Here is a 15,069-nt window from a genome sequence, read left to right as displayed (position 1 = left end):
GCGCGTGCTCCCGCCGGGTATTCTGCGGGGGCAAATTCTGTAAAAGTCTCAATCAATTTGTACTCTCCATACATTTGAAACGGGCGACTCAAAGCTCGCCCGTTTTCATTATTCAACAGCCTGGGCCCGTAACCGCCTCCCAATCACACCCATCGCGCAGGGCTATCGTCAGCATTTTGCAGAAGTCGGAAAGCACCATCGTATAGGCACTGATATCCGAACGGAACTCGATGTTTTCCAGCAATTGGGTCACGGTGCGAATGCGGTAACCAGCCGTTTCGAAAAGGACGTCGAGCGGGGCTTCGGTGTCGATGAGCAGGGTAGCGGGGATGCAGTTTCCGAGCTTTGTGTAGGACCTTTGGCCTTGCAGCGGTCGGCTTTGGCGCTGCGAAAGGTCAGGCAAAGCAGGCGACTGCTTCGCAGTCGAGCGGGAGCAAGCTCCCTCGCCACGGAGCGGTACTCGGCCTAAGGATTGGGTTTTAGCCGTATCAGCAGCGGTGTGGCTTAGCGTCTTCATACTTCATCACGATAGCGGAGCAAGTCCCCGTTTCCTTCACTACGACCTGCTGTAATTCTGTCCGTCTGTTTCGCAGGAGGTTTCCACGTCTGTGCAGGATCTTTCGTACTTTTTTACGGGATGCGTCTGATTTCAGAGGGGCGGTTTCGACAGTAGTCTTTGGTGAAGAGGCACCCTGCGTCGAACCATCGGCTTGATCAAAGCGATGATTGGCATGGTCGTGTACACCGAACTGCGGGGCGATGTGATCCGCATCATCTCCTCCCGAAAAGCCACTAAGCAGGAGGTCATCGTTATGTCGAAAACTGACTGGGAGTGCTTGGCCAAGTTGAACGACGTGGACATCGATACCAGCGATATCCCCGAACTGGGTGAGGGCTTCTTCCGTCGCGCCAAGCTGCGTGTACCGGTAAGACAGGCGGTGACTATTCGCCTTGATGCCGATGTGGTCGAGTGGTTCAAGGGGCAGGGCGCGGGTTATCAGGCACGCATCAATCAGCTTCTTCGCCATTACACACAGGCCCGTCCTGGACTACGAGGAGTACCACTGATGAATATGCACAATCCTCCCCACCCCGGGGAATTCATTACCGAGATTTATCTGGAGCCGAACGGCATCAGCGGTCGTGAGTTGGCAGAAAAACTCGATGTAGCGCCCTTGGCACTGAGTCGTGTCTTGAAGGGCACTAGCCGCGTTTCGCCTGAAATGGCATTGCGGTTGTCTGTAGCGCTTGGCCGCTCGCCGGAGAGTTGGCTGGCGATGCAGGATGCTTATGATCTGTGGGTGGCTCGTCAGCATGTTGATTTGTTGCAGGTAAGAAAGCTCGCTTTCGCCTGAGTCGTCCCCAGACATCGCCGGAGTTGGGGATTTGAGACAGACTAATCGAGATCGGCCTGTCTTTTTAATCGCAGTCTGGTCCCCTTTTCGTGTTTCTTTGTCCCCTTTTCTTTTCCGTTAGGACTACGACGCAGTGTGCGTGTGTGGCCGAGCCGTCATCTCGACACCAAGTGCCTTCATGACCGCCAGGAGTGTTTTCAGAGTGGGATTACCGTGCTCGCTGAAGGAACGGTATAGCTGTTCGCGCGACAGGCCCGTTTCCCTGGCCAATTCGGTCATCCCCTTAGCTCGCGCGACTACCCCCATCGCTTTGGCGATGTAACTTGCATCGCCGGTTTCCAGAGCGTCGCTCATGAACTCCGCGATGGCTTCGGAAGTACTGAGGTACTCTGCGGGGTCAAATTCTGTAAAAGTCTCAGTCATTTTGTACTCTCCATACATTTGAAACGGGCGACTCAAAGGTCGCCCGTTTTCATTATTCAGCAGCCTGCGCCCGTAACCGCCTCCCAATCACATCCATCACATCACACCCATCACGCAACGCTATCGTCAGCATCTTGCAAAAGTCCGAAAGCACCACCGTATCGGAGCTGATATCTGAACGGAACGCGATGTTCTCCAGCAGTTGGGTCACGGTGCGAATGCGGTAGTCGGCAGTTTCGAAGAGAACGTCGAGCGGTGCTTCGGCGTCGATGAGGAGGACGGCGGGGATGCAGTCGATGCCAGTGATGGGCATGTATCTAGTCATAGTCAGAGCCTCGAAAATTAATGAGCCTCCCTGTAAGTCGGGTCGCCAAACCCGGTCGCCTTTTAGGGCGACGAGGGACTATAGGCCGCCCCGTTCCCGAGCCACAAGACATCACTTTCCGAGCTTTGTGTAGGACCTTTGGCCTTGCTTCAGTCGGCTTTGGCACTGCGGCGGGTCAGGCGACGCAGGCGACTGCTGCGCAGTCGAGCGGGAGCAAGCTCCCTCGCCACGGGGACCGTGCTCGACTGGGCCAGTGGACGTATCAGCCATGGCAGCAGCTGTGTGGCTTGGCCTCGTCGTATTTATCGTGATGGCGCACCCAGTCCATGATTTCGTCTTCGTTGCGGCCCTTGGGCGTCAGGTCGAGGTAGTTGTAGGTGCCGACCAGAATGTCGAGGCCGCGGGCGTAGGTGGAGTAGGTGTGGAAGATGTCGCCGGCTTCGTTGCGGTAGAAGACGCTCAGGCCGGGGAGTTCGCCTTCGGTGGTGTCGGTTTTTTCGTAGTTGTAGGTGGCTTTTCCACCGGCGGTGTCTTCGGCTTTGAAGCTGACGCCGAAGTCGTAGTTGAAGTCGCAGCCGTTGGACGAGACCCAGTCGAAGGTCCAGCCCATGCGGCGCTTGAACGGCTGGAACTCGGCGAAGGGGGCGCGGGAGACGGCGACCACGGCCACGTCGTGGTGGGCCAGGTGTTGGTTGGCGCCGTCGATGTGGTCGGAGAGGAATGAGCAGCCCTGGCAGCCTTCTGTCCAGCCGGGGCCGAACATGAAGTGGTAGATGATCAGTTGGCTGCGGCCGCCGAACAGGTCGGCCAGGCTCAGTTCACCGTGGGGGCCTTGGAAGCGGTAGGGTTTGTCGATTTTTACCCAGGGCAGGGCGCGGCGTTCGGCGCTGAGTTTGTCTCGTTCGCGGGTGAAGGCTTTTTCGTGGGCCAGGTGTTGGCGGCGGGCGGCGAGCCACTCTTCCCGCGAGACGACCGGATGATTCTCTACGTTCATGGTGATTTCTCCTGCATGGCAGAGCTACTTAGTGGGCGTTTCAGCAACTGGTCGTTTGGCCTTCGATGAATTCGACAGGCCGTTGGTCGGCTCAAGGCAGTGACCACCCGGAAACCTGGCTGAACGGCGGCGCAGCACCTCGGTCACAACCTAGGTAGGCATCTCACTCTTCAGAGGATGGACCAGGATGACGACTTATAACTGGGACTTGATCGAAAAGTTGTTGCACGAAGTGCAGAACGGCGCCGGCCACAGTTTTACGCCTCGGCCTTATGCGGAGGAATACGCAGCTCAGAAGGCGGCGGCGGGTGAGGAAATCGAGAACCTCGATCATCTGAAAGCGGTCGCCGGGGAGTATGAAAAGTTACTGCTGGAGCGTGGCTATATCGAGCCGCGGCCGGAAGAAGAGGGCGGTAACGGCGAGAACTTCGTGCTGACGCCCCGTGGCTCGCGGTTGTTGAGCCTGATCGACAGCAGCATTCCGGGCAATGATCATCCGCGCCAGGTGCTGGATGAGCAGGACGATGCGCTGGATGAGTTTACGTTTGATGATTTGGCGTCCAAGGCGCAGATTGCCTAGGAACCAGGTACAAACCTTGTGGGAGCGAGCAAGCTCGCTCCCACATTGGATCTTCAGTGGTTTTAAGATCGTGCTGCTTTCAGGCACTTCAAGTCAGTGAAATCCTTCTTCACCCCGTCGATTTTCTTCAGCAGCCGTTCGCGCTGGGGCGGGGTGCTTTCGGCCATCAGGTCCACCAGCAGGCTGCGGGCCTGGGCTTCGGTTTTGCTGAAGGCCTCGCGATAGGCCGGGGTCCAGAGACTTTCCCGATTGACCAGCAGTTGCTCGATGCGTTTCGGGAAGTCAGGACTGTGGCGCTGGGCCACGGCTTCGCTGAACTGGTTTTGCCAGTGGGCGCGGTTGGCGATCCATTGCTGGTTCTGGTCACCCAAGGCGGTGGACCAGGCCATCACCCGTTGGTGCTGGGCTTCGTTGAGCGGGCCGAGCCAGTCGTCCAAGCGTTTGACCATGCGGTCGCTGCGTTCCTGGATCTGTTCCTGCAACGTCGGCTTGAGGTACTGCTGCTGGCGTTTGCGCTGATCCTTGACGAAGGCGGCATCCATGTCATCGACTTGGTCGTCGTTCAGGCCTTGCAGCAGTTCGATGGCCGAGGGAGTGATTTGCCGTGCGGTTTCGGCGATGGCGGCCTTGGCTTCTTGGGTACGTTGTTGCAAGGCTTCGTCGGTTACCTGGTCAGTTTTCACCATGGTCTTGAGGCGATCCAGCCAGTCGAGGTAGTCGGGCAATTGGGTTGTGCAATGCCAGGTCAGGTGGTCCTTGAGGCGTTCGTTGAACCAGTCTTTTTGCTCGCCTCTGATGTCCAGGTAATCATTGAGGGTCCAGGGGATGATCAGGTCGAGGTTGCGGTAGGCCAGGCCGATGCGGCTGCAGGCGGTGAGCGTCAGCAACAGGGCGATGAACATGGCAGTGCGGGTCAACCAGCGCGGCATGAGCGAGTCCTTGCGAAGGGCGTAGGTGCTTTGTTTGAGCATCGCAGACGCGCGGCAGTTCAGCCGATTAAATGCGTAACGCTTAGTAAAAAGGGTGGGCCATCTTGAGGGTCAGCAGGCTGTCGCACTCGCTGTTGTGGCCCGAGTACGCCGAGCAACTGCTGCCGCTGAGGCTTGAGTCGCTGTAGATCAGGTCCAGGTCGAGGCCCTTCCACGGACGGGAAATTTTCAACGACCAGTCGCTGAAGCTGCCGACATAACCGTTCTCGACCGAGACTGGCGTATTGAGCTGGTGGGTGGTGTATTTGGCGCTGATGCCAATGCCGAACGGCACGTTGCCGCCCAGGTCGGCGAACAGCGTGCTGTTCTGTTTGTCCGGATCGTTGCTCAGGGCCGCGCCGAAACGGCTGCCGAGCACGGTCAGGCCGCCGTAGAACTCCTGGCTGTCGAGGGTATCGACGGTGGGGTAGCTGTAGTGGATCAGGCCGACTTCGTAGCCCAGGGTCTGGTCGAAGGGGTGTTTAAAGCCCATGTAGGAATCGACCTCAAGGTCGGCGGACGATGTCAGGCCGGCGCTGGGTGACCACTGGCCAACGTACCAGCCGCTGTCATGGCTCAGGTCCAACCCACCATGAAACGAGCCGGTGCTCGACGGCGTGACCAGGCCCTCGGCCATGCTACGGCTGGGAGTGGTGCCCAGTTTGAGATCGAAGTCGCCGAGTTCGCGTTGGAACACCTGCCCCTGGACGAGGGAGCACGTCAGCAGGCTGATCGCCAGCGCAACAATAGGAATACGCATGCTTCACTCCATGAAATAGCGAGGAGCAGGAACTAAGCTGAAACGCTTGGGCTAGAGAGGTGAAAGCATACCGGCGAATGCTCGGCTGCGAAGGCCGTTCGTCGATTCATGGGAAATGGATAGGGCGGGGAGGGTTCCAGTCCAAGCGCTTCGAAACTCAAAGCGCTTTGGGACCAGGTGACGCGCAGGTTACTTCTTGCCCAGGCTGATCTGCTTGGACGGGCCGAATGTCTGGCCGCTGACGCCTTTGGCAATTTGTTGGATCTCGCCGCCGGACTTGAGGAACGCAGCGATCTGGTCGTTGATCGACTCGCTGGTTTCAACGGCTGGAGCTGGCTTTGCTTTGCTGTTGGATGCTTTTACGCGCATGACGGCCATTAACCTGTAGATAATTAATTGGGCCAGGCATCGTACAGGAAATACTTGACAATTGCTTGGCAAATATCCTTCTGAATTATCGCCAGCGTGATGGGAATAATCAGCCGTTATCCGGCAATAATTGCCCTAAGCCTCTGTTTTAAATAACAACCGTGTGAAGAATGTAGTGTCGAGAAAGGACGGCATGCACCGTCTCCGGCCTGACGAATGGCTGTGCTTCGGACGCAAACCCAGGAAAATCAACGGTTGTGCCGGGCCTTCCAGGCAAACCTTGCCGGCGGCCACGAATCGCGCCGCAAAACCGGGTAGAATGCCGCCCACGCAATGAGGGTATTGGAAATGGCTTTAGTCGGGCGCTACAACAGTTTGCAAGTGGTTAAACACACTAACTTCGGTTTATATCTGGATGGCGGGGCGGACGGCGAAATTCTGCTGCCCAACCGTTATATCCCCAAGGATATTCCCAGCGAAGATGAAGACTGGCTCAATGTTTTTATTTATCTGGACAGCGACGACAAACTGATCGCCACCACCGAAAAACCAAAAGTGCAGGTCGGTGAGTTCGCCAGCCTGAAAGTGGTTGAGGTCAACAGCATCGGCGTGTTCCTGGACTGGGGCCTGCCCAAGGACCTGTTGCTGCCGTATTCCGAAGAAAAGCGCCAAATGACCGCCGGCGAATACTGCGTGGTGCACGTCTACCTCGACAAGCACACCCGTCGCATCACCGCCACGGCACGCCTGGATCGCTATCTGGACAAGACCCCGGCCAACTATACGCCGGGCCAGGAAGTGGATTTGCTGGTCGCCGAAGCCACCGACATGGGGTTCAAGGCGATCATCAATAACAAGCACTGGGGCTTGATCCACAAGAACGAAATCTTCAAGTTCATGCGCGCGGGCATGCAGGAAAAAGGTTTCATCAAGGAGATTCGCCCAGACGGCAAGATCAGCCTGAGCCTGCAGCCGGTGGGCCAGGAAGCTGCCACTAGCCTGAACGCCAAGATTCTCGCCAAGTTGCGAGAGAACAACGGCACCCTGGCGGTCAGCGACAAGAGCGACCCGGCGCTGATCAGCAGCCTGTTTGGCGTGAGCAAGGGCAACTTCAAGAAGGCCATTGGTGCGCTGTACAAGAATGGGCAGATTGTCATTCATGCCGATCGCATTGAATTGAGCTAACTGCACACAATTCCTGTGGCGAGGGAGCTTGCTCCCGCTGGGCTGCGAAGCAGCCCCAAACCAGCTGCACTCAATCCAAGCTAAGACACCGAGGTAGCATGTTCGAAGGGGCCGCTTCGCGCCCCAGCGGGAGCAAGCTCCCTCGCCACAGGTTGATCTTCGCTGTATACAAAATCTTGCACCTTTAGCATGCACCTGCGCCCTGTTCGTGGGCGTATGCCTGTTCCTGCGTGGTGTTTCTCTGCGCCACACACCCCGGTTTGTCTAACATCCAGCGCCTATGGCACGCATTCTGCGTGGAAACGCGTATACAAACCATGCCGGCTCCCGTGCGCAGTATGGTGAGCAGGTCGATACGGGGGCACGGCGGTACTCAAAGGAGCCCCGCAATGTCCGAGCAATTGCCCAATGGCTACAGCCCCCGCCTTTACAACGAGGACCTGGGCCCACTGCCGCAGAAATGGAATTGGTACAACATCTTCGCGTTCTGGATGAGTGATGTGCACAGCGTGGGCGGTTATGTCTTCGCCGCCAGTCTGTTCGCCTTGGGCCTGGCGAGTTGGCAGGTGCTTATCGCCTTGCTCAGCGGGATCTGCATCGTGCAGTTGATCGCCAACCTGGTCGCCAAGCCGAGCCAACAGGCGGCGGTGCCGTACCCGGTGATCTGCCGACTGGCGTTCGGGGTGTTCGGGGCGAATATTCCTGCGGTCATTCGCGGTTTGATCGCCGTGGCCTGGTACGGCATTCAGACTTACCTGGCCTCCAGCGCGCTGATTATCGTGGTGCTGCGGTTTTTTCCTTCGATGGAGGTCTACGCGACGCCGCATTTTGCCGGTTTGTCCTACCTGGGTTGGTTCGGTTTCCTCAGCTTGTGGTTCGTCCAGGCGCTGGTGTTCTGGACCGGTATGGATTCGATCCGTCGTTTCATCGATTGGGCGGGGCCGGTGGTGTACGCCGTGATGTTCTTGTTGGCCGGCTGGATCGTGTGGAAGGCCGGTTGGAGCAACATCAGCTTCACCCTGGCGGAAAAGTCCTTGTCCGGTTGGCAGGCGTTCGGCCAAGTGATCGTGGCGACGGCACTGGTGGTGTCGTACTTTTCCGGTCCGACCCTGAATTTCGGCGATTTCAGTCGCTACTGCCGGAGCATGTCTGACGTGCGCCGGGGTAATTTCTGGGGATTACCGGTGAATTTCCTGGCGTTCTCCCTGGTCACCGTGGTGATTGTTTCCGGGACCTTGCCGGTGTTCGGTGAAATGCTCCACGACCCGATTGCCACCGTGGCGCGCATCGACAACGACGTGGCGGTCTTGCTGGGGGCCTTTGCCTTCGTGACGGCGACCATCGGCATCAACATTGTCGCCAACTTCGTCTCGCCGGCCTTCGACTTCGCCAACGTCGCTCCCAGCAAAATCAGCTGGCGCGCTGGTGGCATGATCGCGGCGCTGGCCTCGATTTTCATCACGCCGTGGAACCTGTTCAATAACCCTGAAGTGATCCACTACACCCTGGACGTGTTGGCGGCGTTTATCGGCCCGCTGTTCGGGATTCTGCTGGTGGATTACTACCTGATCAAAAAACAGCAGATCGACGTCGATGCGCTGTTCAATGACGGGCCGAGCGGGCGTTATTACTACAGCGGCGGCATCAACTGGACGGCGGTGAAGGCGTTGATTCCGGCGACGCTGATGGGGGTGGCGATCACCTTCACGCCGATGCTGCAATCGATGGCCAATTTTGCCTGGTTTACCGGTTGCTTCCTCGGCGGGGTGTTGTATTTCGCCTTGGCGCGACGCGAGCCGGCCACGCAGTCGAGCAAGGCGTTCAGCCCGGCCGGCCAGGCCTGATCAACGCAGGGCGGTCTGGGCGCAAGGGTTCGCCGCGCCCCGGCTGGCGGGCCGCAGCAACAGGCCACCGGCCAGCACCAGGCCGCTGCCGGCAATGATCAGTGCCGGTTGCAGGCCGCCGCTGAAATGGCTGCTCAGCGCCGCCAACAGGGGGCCGCTGAGCTGGCCCACGGCAAAGCAGGCGGTCAACAGGCCAGCGTTGCGCTGGGTGGCGTGGGGCGCCAGTTCCCGGGAGCGCAGCATCACCAGTTGCATGCAGGCCAGGAACGGCGTGCCACAGAGGATCACCCCCAGCGCCAGCCCCGGCCCGCTGCCCAGCAGGCAGGCAAATACCCCGGCGGCTTGCAGCCAGAGCGTGCCGATCAGCCAGCGGCCGGTGGTGTTCGGGTTCGGCCGCCGCCGGCTGACCAGCAACACGCCGCTGGCGGCGGCCAGGCCGAAGCAGGGCCAGAACAGATCGGCCAGCCATTGGCCGTGGAACTGCGCCGAGGCCATTTGCGACAGGAACGTCGCCGGAATGATGTAGCCCACGCCGTACAGGGCGTACACCACGCCCAGTCGAGCGATGCCGGTGTTCGGCGAAGGGGCGGTCGGCCCTGCGACAGGTGCTGCGGCTGCCGGCTGCGGCAGGATCGGCAAGATCGCCAGCAACATCGCCAAGGCCACGCCGGCATACACCAGCCACAGGGTGGCGGAGGTCTGGCCCAGTAGGTTCGAGCCGAGGGCAAGCAGGCCGGTCAGGAAAATCCCCAGGCCCGGGCCGGCAAACACCAAGGCACCGAGCCGTGGCCGTTCCACCGCCGCGGCCAAGGGTTGGCTCAGGGCGGTGATCATCACCATCACCCAGGCGCTCGCCACGCCGGTGCCGAAGCGCAACGCCAGGTGCGGCCAGAAGCCCCAGGCCCAGAACGACGCCAGGGTCAGCAGCACGCACAGCCACAGGCCGCCGAGCAACCGCCGCCGCACCTGTTCCGGACGACGGGCGAACATGGCGTCCAGCGCGCCAAGGAAATACCCCAGGTAGTTGGCGGCGGCAATCAGACCGGCGGCGGTCAAGTTGACCTGACCTTCGCCGATCAAATGAGGTAACTGGGGCGTCAAGGCGAAGCGGCCAATGCCCATGGCCATCATCAGCGCGATGAAACTGCCGAGCAGGCGAATAAGAGGTGACATGGTCGTTCTCCGGTGTCGGGGCGAATGACCGTCAGGCTAGGACTGATTGACTTTCATTAAAAATGAATAATAGTGAGTAACTTGTTCTTTTTTGGAGAGGGTCATGGAGTTCAGCCAACTGCGGATTTTCCAGGCCGTGGCCGAGGAAGGTTCCATCACCCGGGCCGCCGAGCGCCTGCACCGGGTGCCGTCGAACCTGTCGACCCGGCTCAAGCAGCTTGAAGAGCAACTGGGCGTGGACCTTTTCCTGCGGGAGCGTCAGCGTTTGCAGTTGTCGCCGGCAGGAAAAGTCCTGCTGGACTACGCGGCCAAGCTGTTCGCCTTGCACGACGAGGCCCATGCCGCCGTGCAGGGCGGGCAGCCGGCCGGGGACTTCCTGCTGGGCACGATGTACAGCACGGCGGCGACGCATTTGCCGGACCTGCTGGCGGCTTATCACCGGGCGTATCCGGCGGTGAACCTGCAAGTGCAATCGGGGCCCAGTGGCGAGCTGCTTGAAGGCCTGCTCACCAACCGGCTCGACGCGGCGCTGGTGGACGGCCCGCTGGAGCTCGCGGGGTTGGATGGCGTGCCGTTGTGCGACGAGCGGTTGGTGCTGATTACCGAGGCCGATCATCCGCCGGTTCGCAGTGCCCTGGATGTGCAGGGCCGCGCGGTGTTCACGTTCCGGCGTGGTTGTTCGTACCGGATGCGATTAGAGGCCTGGTTTGCCCATGATCACGCGACCATGGGCCGGGCGATGGAAATCGAGTCTTACCAGGGGATGCTGGCGTGTGTGATCGCCGGGTCCGGGGTGGCGTTGATGTCCGAGTCGATGCTGGCCAGCCTGCCGGGCCGCGAGCGGGTATCGGTGCATTCGCTGGCCGAGCCGTTCGCCAGTGCCACCACTTGGCTGATGTGGCGCAAAGGCATGGTCGGGGCCAACCTCAACGCTTGGATTGAATTGCAACAACAGGCCTGGCCGCGAACGCCCATGACGACGGCGCAATCGGCTTGAACTCCGGGAGGTGGATTTGGATCAATTCAGTAACAGATCATTGCAAACTGAGACGAGCATTGCGTAGAACATCGGACTATTATCAGTGCGAAGGGGCCACAGTAATTTGCCGCTCGTACCACCCTGAGGGGGCACCACGATGAAAGAGAAAATCCAGAATTGGCTTCATGACCTGGGTGTCGCGCTTGGCCTGATCGAGCCACCGATGCAACCGATACCGATCCGCACCGATGACGAGCAACGCCGCCGCCAACCGCGCCGCCGGTAACTACACCGCAGAATTTGGAGAGATCGCAGTTCCGGACCATTTCAATTGAGATGGCCCGGAACTGCGATCTTTTTATTGGCGATGTGAACCCTGTGGCGAGGGAGCTTGCTCCCGCTGGGCTGCGAAGCAGACCCAAATCAGCCTCCTCAGCCCTTTCTGACACACCGAGGCGCCTGGCTTTGGGCGCGCTTCGCGCCCCAGCGGGGATAAATCCCCTCGCCACAGGTGCATTCGGCTTGATTCAGTTGTCGATCAAACCACCTTGGCCACCGCACTCGACCGTGGCGACAACAAGCTCACCAGCACAAAACTCACCAGCGCCACGCTCAGGCTGTAGTAGATCGGCGTGTTGGCGTCCAGGCCATCCCTGAGCATGAAGAACAGCGCGGTCAGGAAGCCCAGCGACATGCTGGTGATCGCGCCGGCGGTGGTGGCGCGTTTCCAGTAGATGGCGCCGATCAGCGGGATCAGCATGCCGCCCACCAGCAGGTTGTAGGCCAGGGTCAGGGCGCTGATGACGTCGCTGACCACCAGGGCGATCACCAGGACTACCGCGCCCATCAGCAGGGTCGCGATGCGGTTTTCGTGGACGTCGCCACTGCCGCTTTCACGGCCCTGGCGCAGACGGGGCAGCAAGTCCTGGACCACCGTGGTGGACGCCGCGAGCAGGCCCGCTGCGGCGGTGGACATCAAGGCTGCCAGGGCCGCGGCGATCACCAGGCCGCGAATGCCGTTGGGCAGGCTGGTCTGGACGATGCTGGCGAAGGCGTTGTTGACGTTTTCCAGGTCCGGCAGCAATACCTTGGCCGCCATGCCGATCAACGCACCGGCCAGGCCGTACAGCACGCAGTACAGGCCGGCGGCGGTGCCGGCCACTTTGGCCACGCCTTCGCTGCGGGCGGTAAACACCCGCTGCCAGATGTCCTGGCCGATGAAGATGCCGAAGAAGTAGATCAGGAAGTAGGTGAGGATGGTGTCCCCGCCAATCGCGGTGAAATCGAAGTAACTGGCCGGCAATGCCGCCACCATCGCATCCCAGCCACCGGCATCGACGATGGACATCGGCATCAGCAGGAACACCAGGCCAACGGTCATGATCAGGAATTGCACGATGTCGGTGAGGGTCAGCGACCACATGCCGCCGATGGTGGAGTACAGCACCACCACGCCACCGCCCACCAGGATCGACACCCAGAACGGCAAGCCGAACAGCACCTGCATCACGGTGCCGATGGCGATGGTCGAGGTGGCGCCGATCATCAGTGCGTAAACCAGCATGATCAGCGCACTGGCCTGGCGCGCGGCCGGGTTGTAGCGGCGCTCCAGCACCTGGGTCACGGTGTAGATCTTGAGCTTGAGCAACGGCTTGGCGAGGAACAGGCTCAGGCCGACGATGCCCAGGCCGATGGCGCCGCACAGCCAGAATCCGGAAATACCGTAGACGTAGCCCAGGCGCACGGTGCCAATGGTGGACGCGCCGCCCAGGACGGTGGCGGCCATGGTGCCCAGGTAAAAGCCCGGGCCGAGATTGCGCCCGGCGACCAGGTAGTCGTCACGGGTTTTAGCGCGGCGCATGCCGTACCAGCCGAGGGCGATCATGCCAGTGGCGTAGAGAAGAACGACGATTAAGTCCAAAGCCATGATGGCGTGTCTCCGATTGTCTTTTTTATAGGAAGTCGGGGTGATGCCCTCCCTGGCACCGCGCCCTCAGTGCGAACGTGCTTGTGTGGCGAGGGAGCTTGCTCCCGCTGGGCTGCGAAGCAGCCCTTGATAGCGACTGCTGCGCAGTCGAGCGGGAGCAAGCTCCCTCGCCACAGGGGGTTTGTTGGCTCGGGTCAGACGGTCTGCCTGAGGGAGGGGCTATCGATTGACACCGAAGAGCCTTTGCTCCGCGGATCATCCGGCCCGTACACCGCCGCCGGTTCCGGGAATAACCCAAGCAGCACCAAGTACACCACCGAGGCCAACCCCAGGGTCACCGGCAGGCTGATGTCGATCCCGCCGGCCAATTCCCCCAGCGGCCCGACGAACTGCCCCGGCAGGTTGACGAAGCACAACCCCACCAATGCGCTGGGAATCCACGCCCCGAGGCCGCGCCAGTTCCAGCCATGGCTGAACCAGTAGCGCCCGCCGGTTTCGCCGCGGGTGAACACTTGCAGGTCGTCCGGGCAGTAGAAGCCGCGGCGCACCAACAGGCCGATGATCATGATCACCATCCACGGTGTGGTGCAGGTGATGATCAGCACGGCGAAGGTCGAGACGCTCTGCACCAGGTTCGCCGCGAAGCGCCCGATGAAGATGAACGCAATCGACAGCACGCCGATCAGCAGCGTCGCCTTGACCCGCGACAGCACTCGTGGAAACACGCTGGACATGTCCAGCCCGGTGCCATACAGCGACGTGGTGCCGGTGGACATGCCGCCGATCACCGCGATCAGGCACACCGGCAGGAAGAACCAGCTCGGCGAAACCGCCAGCAGGCCGCCCACGTAGTTGTTGGCCGCGATGTAGTCCGGCGCCTTGATCGCCACGATGGTGGCGGTGGCGAGGCCGAACAGGAACGGGATCAACGTCGCCAGCTGCGCAGCGATCACGGCCAGCATGATGCGGCGCTTGGGCGTGTTGCGGGGGATGTAGCGCGACCAGTCACCCAGGAACGCACCGAAGGAAATCGGGTTGCTCATGGCCACCAGCGCCGCGCCGATAAACGCCGCCCAGAAGCCCGGTTGGCCGAGGCTGACGGTGCCGGCGAACTGGCTGTCGAAGGTCGGTGCGAAAGCCAGGATACCCAGCAAAAACAGCAGGCTGGCGGCCCATACGGCGATGCGGTTGACCCACAGCATGAAGCGGAAGCCGTAGATGCACACCGTCAACACCAGCAGGGCAAACAGGCCGTAGGCCAGGCCCAGGCTCAGGTCGGTTTCCGGCACGCCGATCAGCCGCTTGGCGCCGCCGATCAACGCGTCCCCCGAACTCCACACCGACAGCGAGAAGAACGCGATGGCGGTCAGCAACGAGAGGAACGAGCCGACGATCCGCCCGTGCACGCCGAAGTGCGCACCGGAAGAAACCGCGTTGTTGGTGCCGTTGAGCGGGCCGAACAGGCCCATGGGGGCGAGGATGATCGACCCCACCAACACCCCTAGCACAATCGCCCAGACACCGGCCTGGAATGACAGGCCGAACAGCACCGGGAAACTGCCGAGCACGGCGGTGGCAAAGGTATTGGCGCCACCGAAGATCAGGCGAAACAAGTCCCCCGGGCCGGCGGTTCGCTGGTGGTCCGGGATCTGTTCGACCCCGTTGGTTTCAATTTGCGTAAGGCTTTTATCGTTATTGTTATTCATGATCTGCTCCGATCATCAAGGCGCGCTCATCGTGTGTGAGCGTCGCCTGTTTGGCTAAGGGGGTGGCAGCCCTTCCGGCATGGCGGACAAATGTTCATGGCAGGCCAGCCATAGGCCCTGTTGTTCTTGTGCGCGGCCTTCCTGTTTGCGGAACAGGATGGTTTCGCGCTCCTGGCTAAAGTGTCGCTCCCCTTGCATGCGCAGCTCGGTGGCCACGTCATGGATGAAAATCGCCACGTCCCCTTGCAGGCTGACGAAGGCGTTGCTCGAGGTGCAATTGAGCACCTCGAAGCCATCCTCGGACCGCCAGCGATCCCACAACGCCTGGTAGGCATCGCGTGACAGCAGGGGCTGTTCGAGGGTGTAGAACACGAAGCTCGCATCGCCTGTGAACGCGCCAAAGTAGGCGTCGCGGTCATTGCGGGCGAAGGCCGACACCAATTCGGCGGCGGCCTTGAGAACCTGATCTCGATCGTTCATG

Annotated in this window: 16 protein-coding genes and 2 pseudogenes; 7 read left to right on the top strand and 11 right to left on the bottom strand. The window is 60.5% G+C overall.

Going from position 1 to position 15,069, the window contains the following annotated elements:
• Window positions 1–108 precede the first annotated feature (108 nt).
• A pseudogene (locus BM300_RS07120) lies at window positions 109–370 on the bottom strand (hypothetical protein).
• A 442-nt stretch (window positions 371–812) separates the two neighbouring features.
• Between BM300_RS07120 and BM300_RS07115 the strand changes: the two are divergent.
• Both BM300_RS07115 and BM300_RS07110 read left to right on the top strand, forming a co-directional pair.
• A pseudogene (locus BM300_RS07115) lies at window positions 813–1,043 on the top strand (BrnA antitoxin family protein); the annotation flags it as partial.
• A 24-nt stretch (window positions 1,044–1,067) separates the two neighbouring features.
• Entirely contained in the window at window positions 1,068–1,355 is a 288-nt protein-coding gene (locus BM300_RS07110) for a HigA family addiction module antitoxin (protein ID WP_092462470.1), read from the top strand.
• A 123-nt stretch (window positions 1,356–1,478) separates the two neighbouring features.
• Here BM300_RS07110 and BM300_RS07105 read toward each other — a convergent pair whose 3' ends face one another.
• The 3 genes from BM300_RS07105 to BM300_RS07095 all read right to left on the bottom strand — a co-directional run bounded on the left by BM300_RS07105 (window position 1,479) and on the right by BM300_RS07095 (window position 3,097).
• Window positions 1,479–1,778 carry an addiction module antidote protein gene (locus BM300_RS07105; RefSeq protein ID WP_092462416.1) on the bottom strand — a complete coding sequence of 100 codons (300 nt, stop codon included), beginning with the start codon at window positions 1,776–1,778 and terminating at the stop codon, window positions 1,479–1,481.
• Between the two features lie 52 nt (window positions 1,779–1,830).
• Window positions 1,831–2,103 (bottom strand): hypothetical protein, encoded by a 273-nt coding sequence (locus BM300_RS07100; protein ID WP_092347161.1) that lies wholly within the window; start codon window positions 2,101–2,103, stop codon window positions 1,831–1,833.
• 262 nt (window positions 2,104–2,365) lie between these two features.
• Window positions 2,366–3,097, bottom strand: coding sequence for a DUF899 domain-containing protein (locus tag BM300_RS07095; RefSeq protein WP_092462414.1), 732 nt, complete (start codon window positions 3,095–3,097; stop codon window positions 2,366–2,368).
• 187 nt (window positions 3,098–3,284) lie between these two features.
• On the opposite strand from BM300_RS07095, the gene BM300_RS07090 reads away from it, so the two are divergent.
• Window positions 3,285–3,677: a hypothetical protein gene (locus tag BM300_RS07090; protein WP_063322456.1), complete on the top strand. Its 393-nt coding sequence runs from the start codon at window positions 3,285–3,287 to the stop codon at window positions 3,675–3,677.
• Between the two features lie 62 nt (window positions 3,678–3,739).
• On the opposite strand, the gene BM300_RS07085 is transcribed toward BM300_RS07090, so the two are convergent.
• From BM300_RS07085 to BM300_RS07075, 3 genes are all read right to left on the bottom strand, one after another.
• Entirely contained in the window at window positions 3,740–4,606 is an 867-nt protein-coding gene (locus BM300_RS07085; RefSeq protein ID WP_092150986.1) for a DUF6279 family lipoprotein, read from the bottom strand.
• Window positions 4,607–4,688: 82 nt separating this feature from the next.
• Complete coding sequence (locus BM300_RS07080; protein WP_092462412.1) at window positions 4,689–5,405, bottom strand: TorF family putative porin; 717 nt, start codon at window positions 5,403–5,405, stop codon at window positions 4,689–4,691.
• Window positions 5,406–5,594: 189 nt separating this feature from the next.
• Entirely contained in the window at window positions 5,595–5,783 is a 189-nt protein-coding gene (locus BM300_RS07075) for a hypothetical protein (RefSeq protein ID WP_018607615.1), read from the bottom strand.
• A gap of 339 nt (window positions 5,784–6,122) precedes the next feature.
• Here BM300_RS07075 and BM300_RS07070 point away from each other — a divergent pair, with 339 nt between their 5' ends.
• Entirely contained in the window at window positions 6,123–6,959 is an 837-nt protein-coding gene (locus BM300_RS07070; protein ID WP_060738695.1) for a CvfB family protein, read from the top strand.
• Between the two features lie 389 nt (window positions 6,960–7,348).
• Entirely contained in the window at window positions 7,349–8,803 is a 1,455-nt protein-coding gene (locus tag BM300_RS07065) for an NCS1 family nucleobase:cation symporter-1 (protein WP_092462410.1), read from the top strand.
• On the opposite strand, the gene BM300_RS07060 is transcribed toward BM300_RS07065, so the two are convergent.
• Window positions 8,804–9,976, bottom strand: a complete 1,173-nt coding sequence (locus BM300_RS07060; protein WP_092462408.1) for an MFS transporter — start codon at window positions 9,974–9,976, stop codon at window positions 8,804–8,806.
• A 103-nt stretch (window positions 9,977–10,079) separates the two neighbouring features.
• Here BM300_RS07060 and BM300_RS07055 point away from each other — a divergent pair, with 103 nt between their 5' ends.
• Together BM300_RS07055 and BM300_RS31330 are read left to right on the top strand one after the other, a co-directional pair.
• A complete protein-coding gene (locus BM300_RS07055) occupies window positions 10,080–10,973 on the top strand; it encodes a putrescine utilization regulator PtrR (protein WP_063322451.1) in 894 nt (297 codons plus the stop codon).
• Between the two features lie 139 nt (window positions 10,974–11,112).
• The gene (locus tag BM300_RS31330) at window positions 11,113–11,241 is read left to right on the top strand and encodes a PA1414 family protein (RefSeq protein ID WP_256222727.1); all 129 of its coding nucleotides are present in this window, start codon (window positions 11,113–11,115) and stop codon (window positions 11,239–11,241) included.
• A gap of 252 nt (window positions 11,242–11,493) precedes the next feature.
• Here the strand turns inward: BM300_RS31330 and BM300_RS07050 are convergent, their stop codons facing one another.
• From BM300_RS07050 to BM300_RS07040, 3 genes are all read right to left on the bottom strand, one after another.
• The gene (locus BM300_RS07050) at window positions 11,494–12,882 is read right to left on the bottom strand and encodes a sodium:solute symporter family protein (RefSeq protein WP_092462406.1); all 1,389 of its coding nucleotides are present in this window, start codon (window positions 12,880–12,882) and stop codon (window positions 11,494–11,496) included.
• Between the two features lie 194 nt (window positions 12,883–13,076).
• Entirely contained in the window at window positions 13,077–14,591 is a 1,515-nt protein-coding gene (locus tag BM300_RS07045; RefSeq protein ID WP_256572705.1) for a purine-cytosine permease family protein, read from the bottom strand.
• A 51-nt stretch (window positions 14,592–14,642) separates the two neighbouring features.
• Window positions 14,643–15,068 (bottom strand): YybH family protein, encoded by a 426-nt coding sequence (locus tag BM300_RS07040; protein WP_092224823.1) that lies wholly within the window; start codon window positions 15,066–15,068, stop codon window positions 14,643–14,645.
• Window position 15,069 lies beyond the last annotated feature (1 nt).

It is taken from the genome of Pseudomonas sp. NFACC46-3 (assembly GCF_900114515.1).
GTDB lineage: Bacteria > Pseudomonadota > Gammaproteobacteria > Pseudomonadales > Pseudomonadaceae > Aquipseudomonas > Aquipseudomonas fluorescens_Q.
The sequence above is the reverse complement of the archived record's forward strand: the minus strand, read 5'-3'. Positions and strand labels throughout refer to the sequence as shown.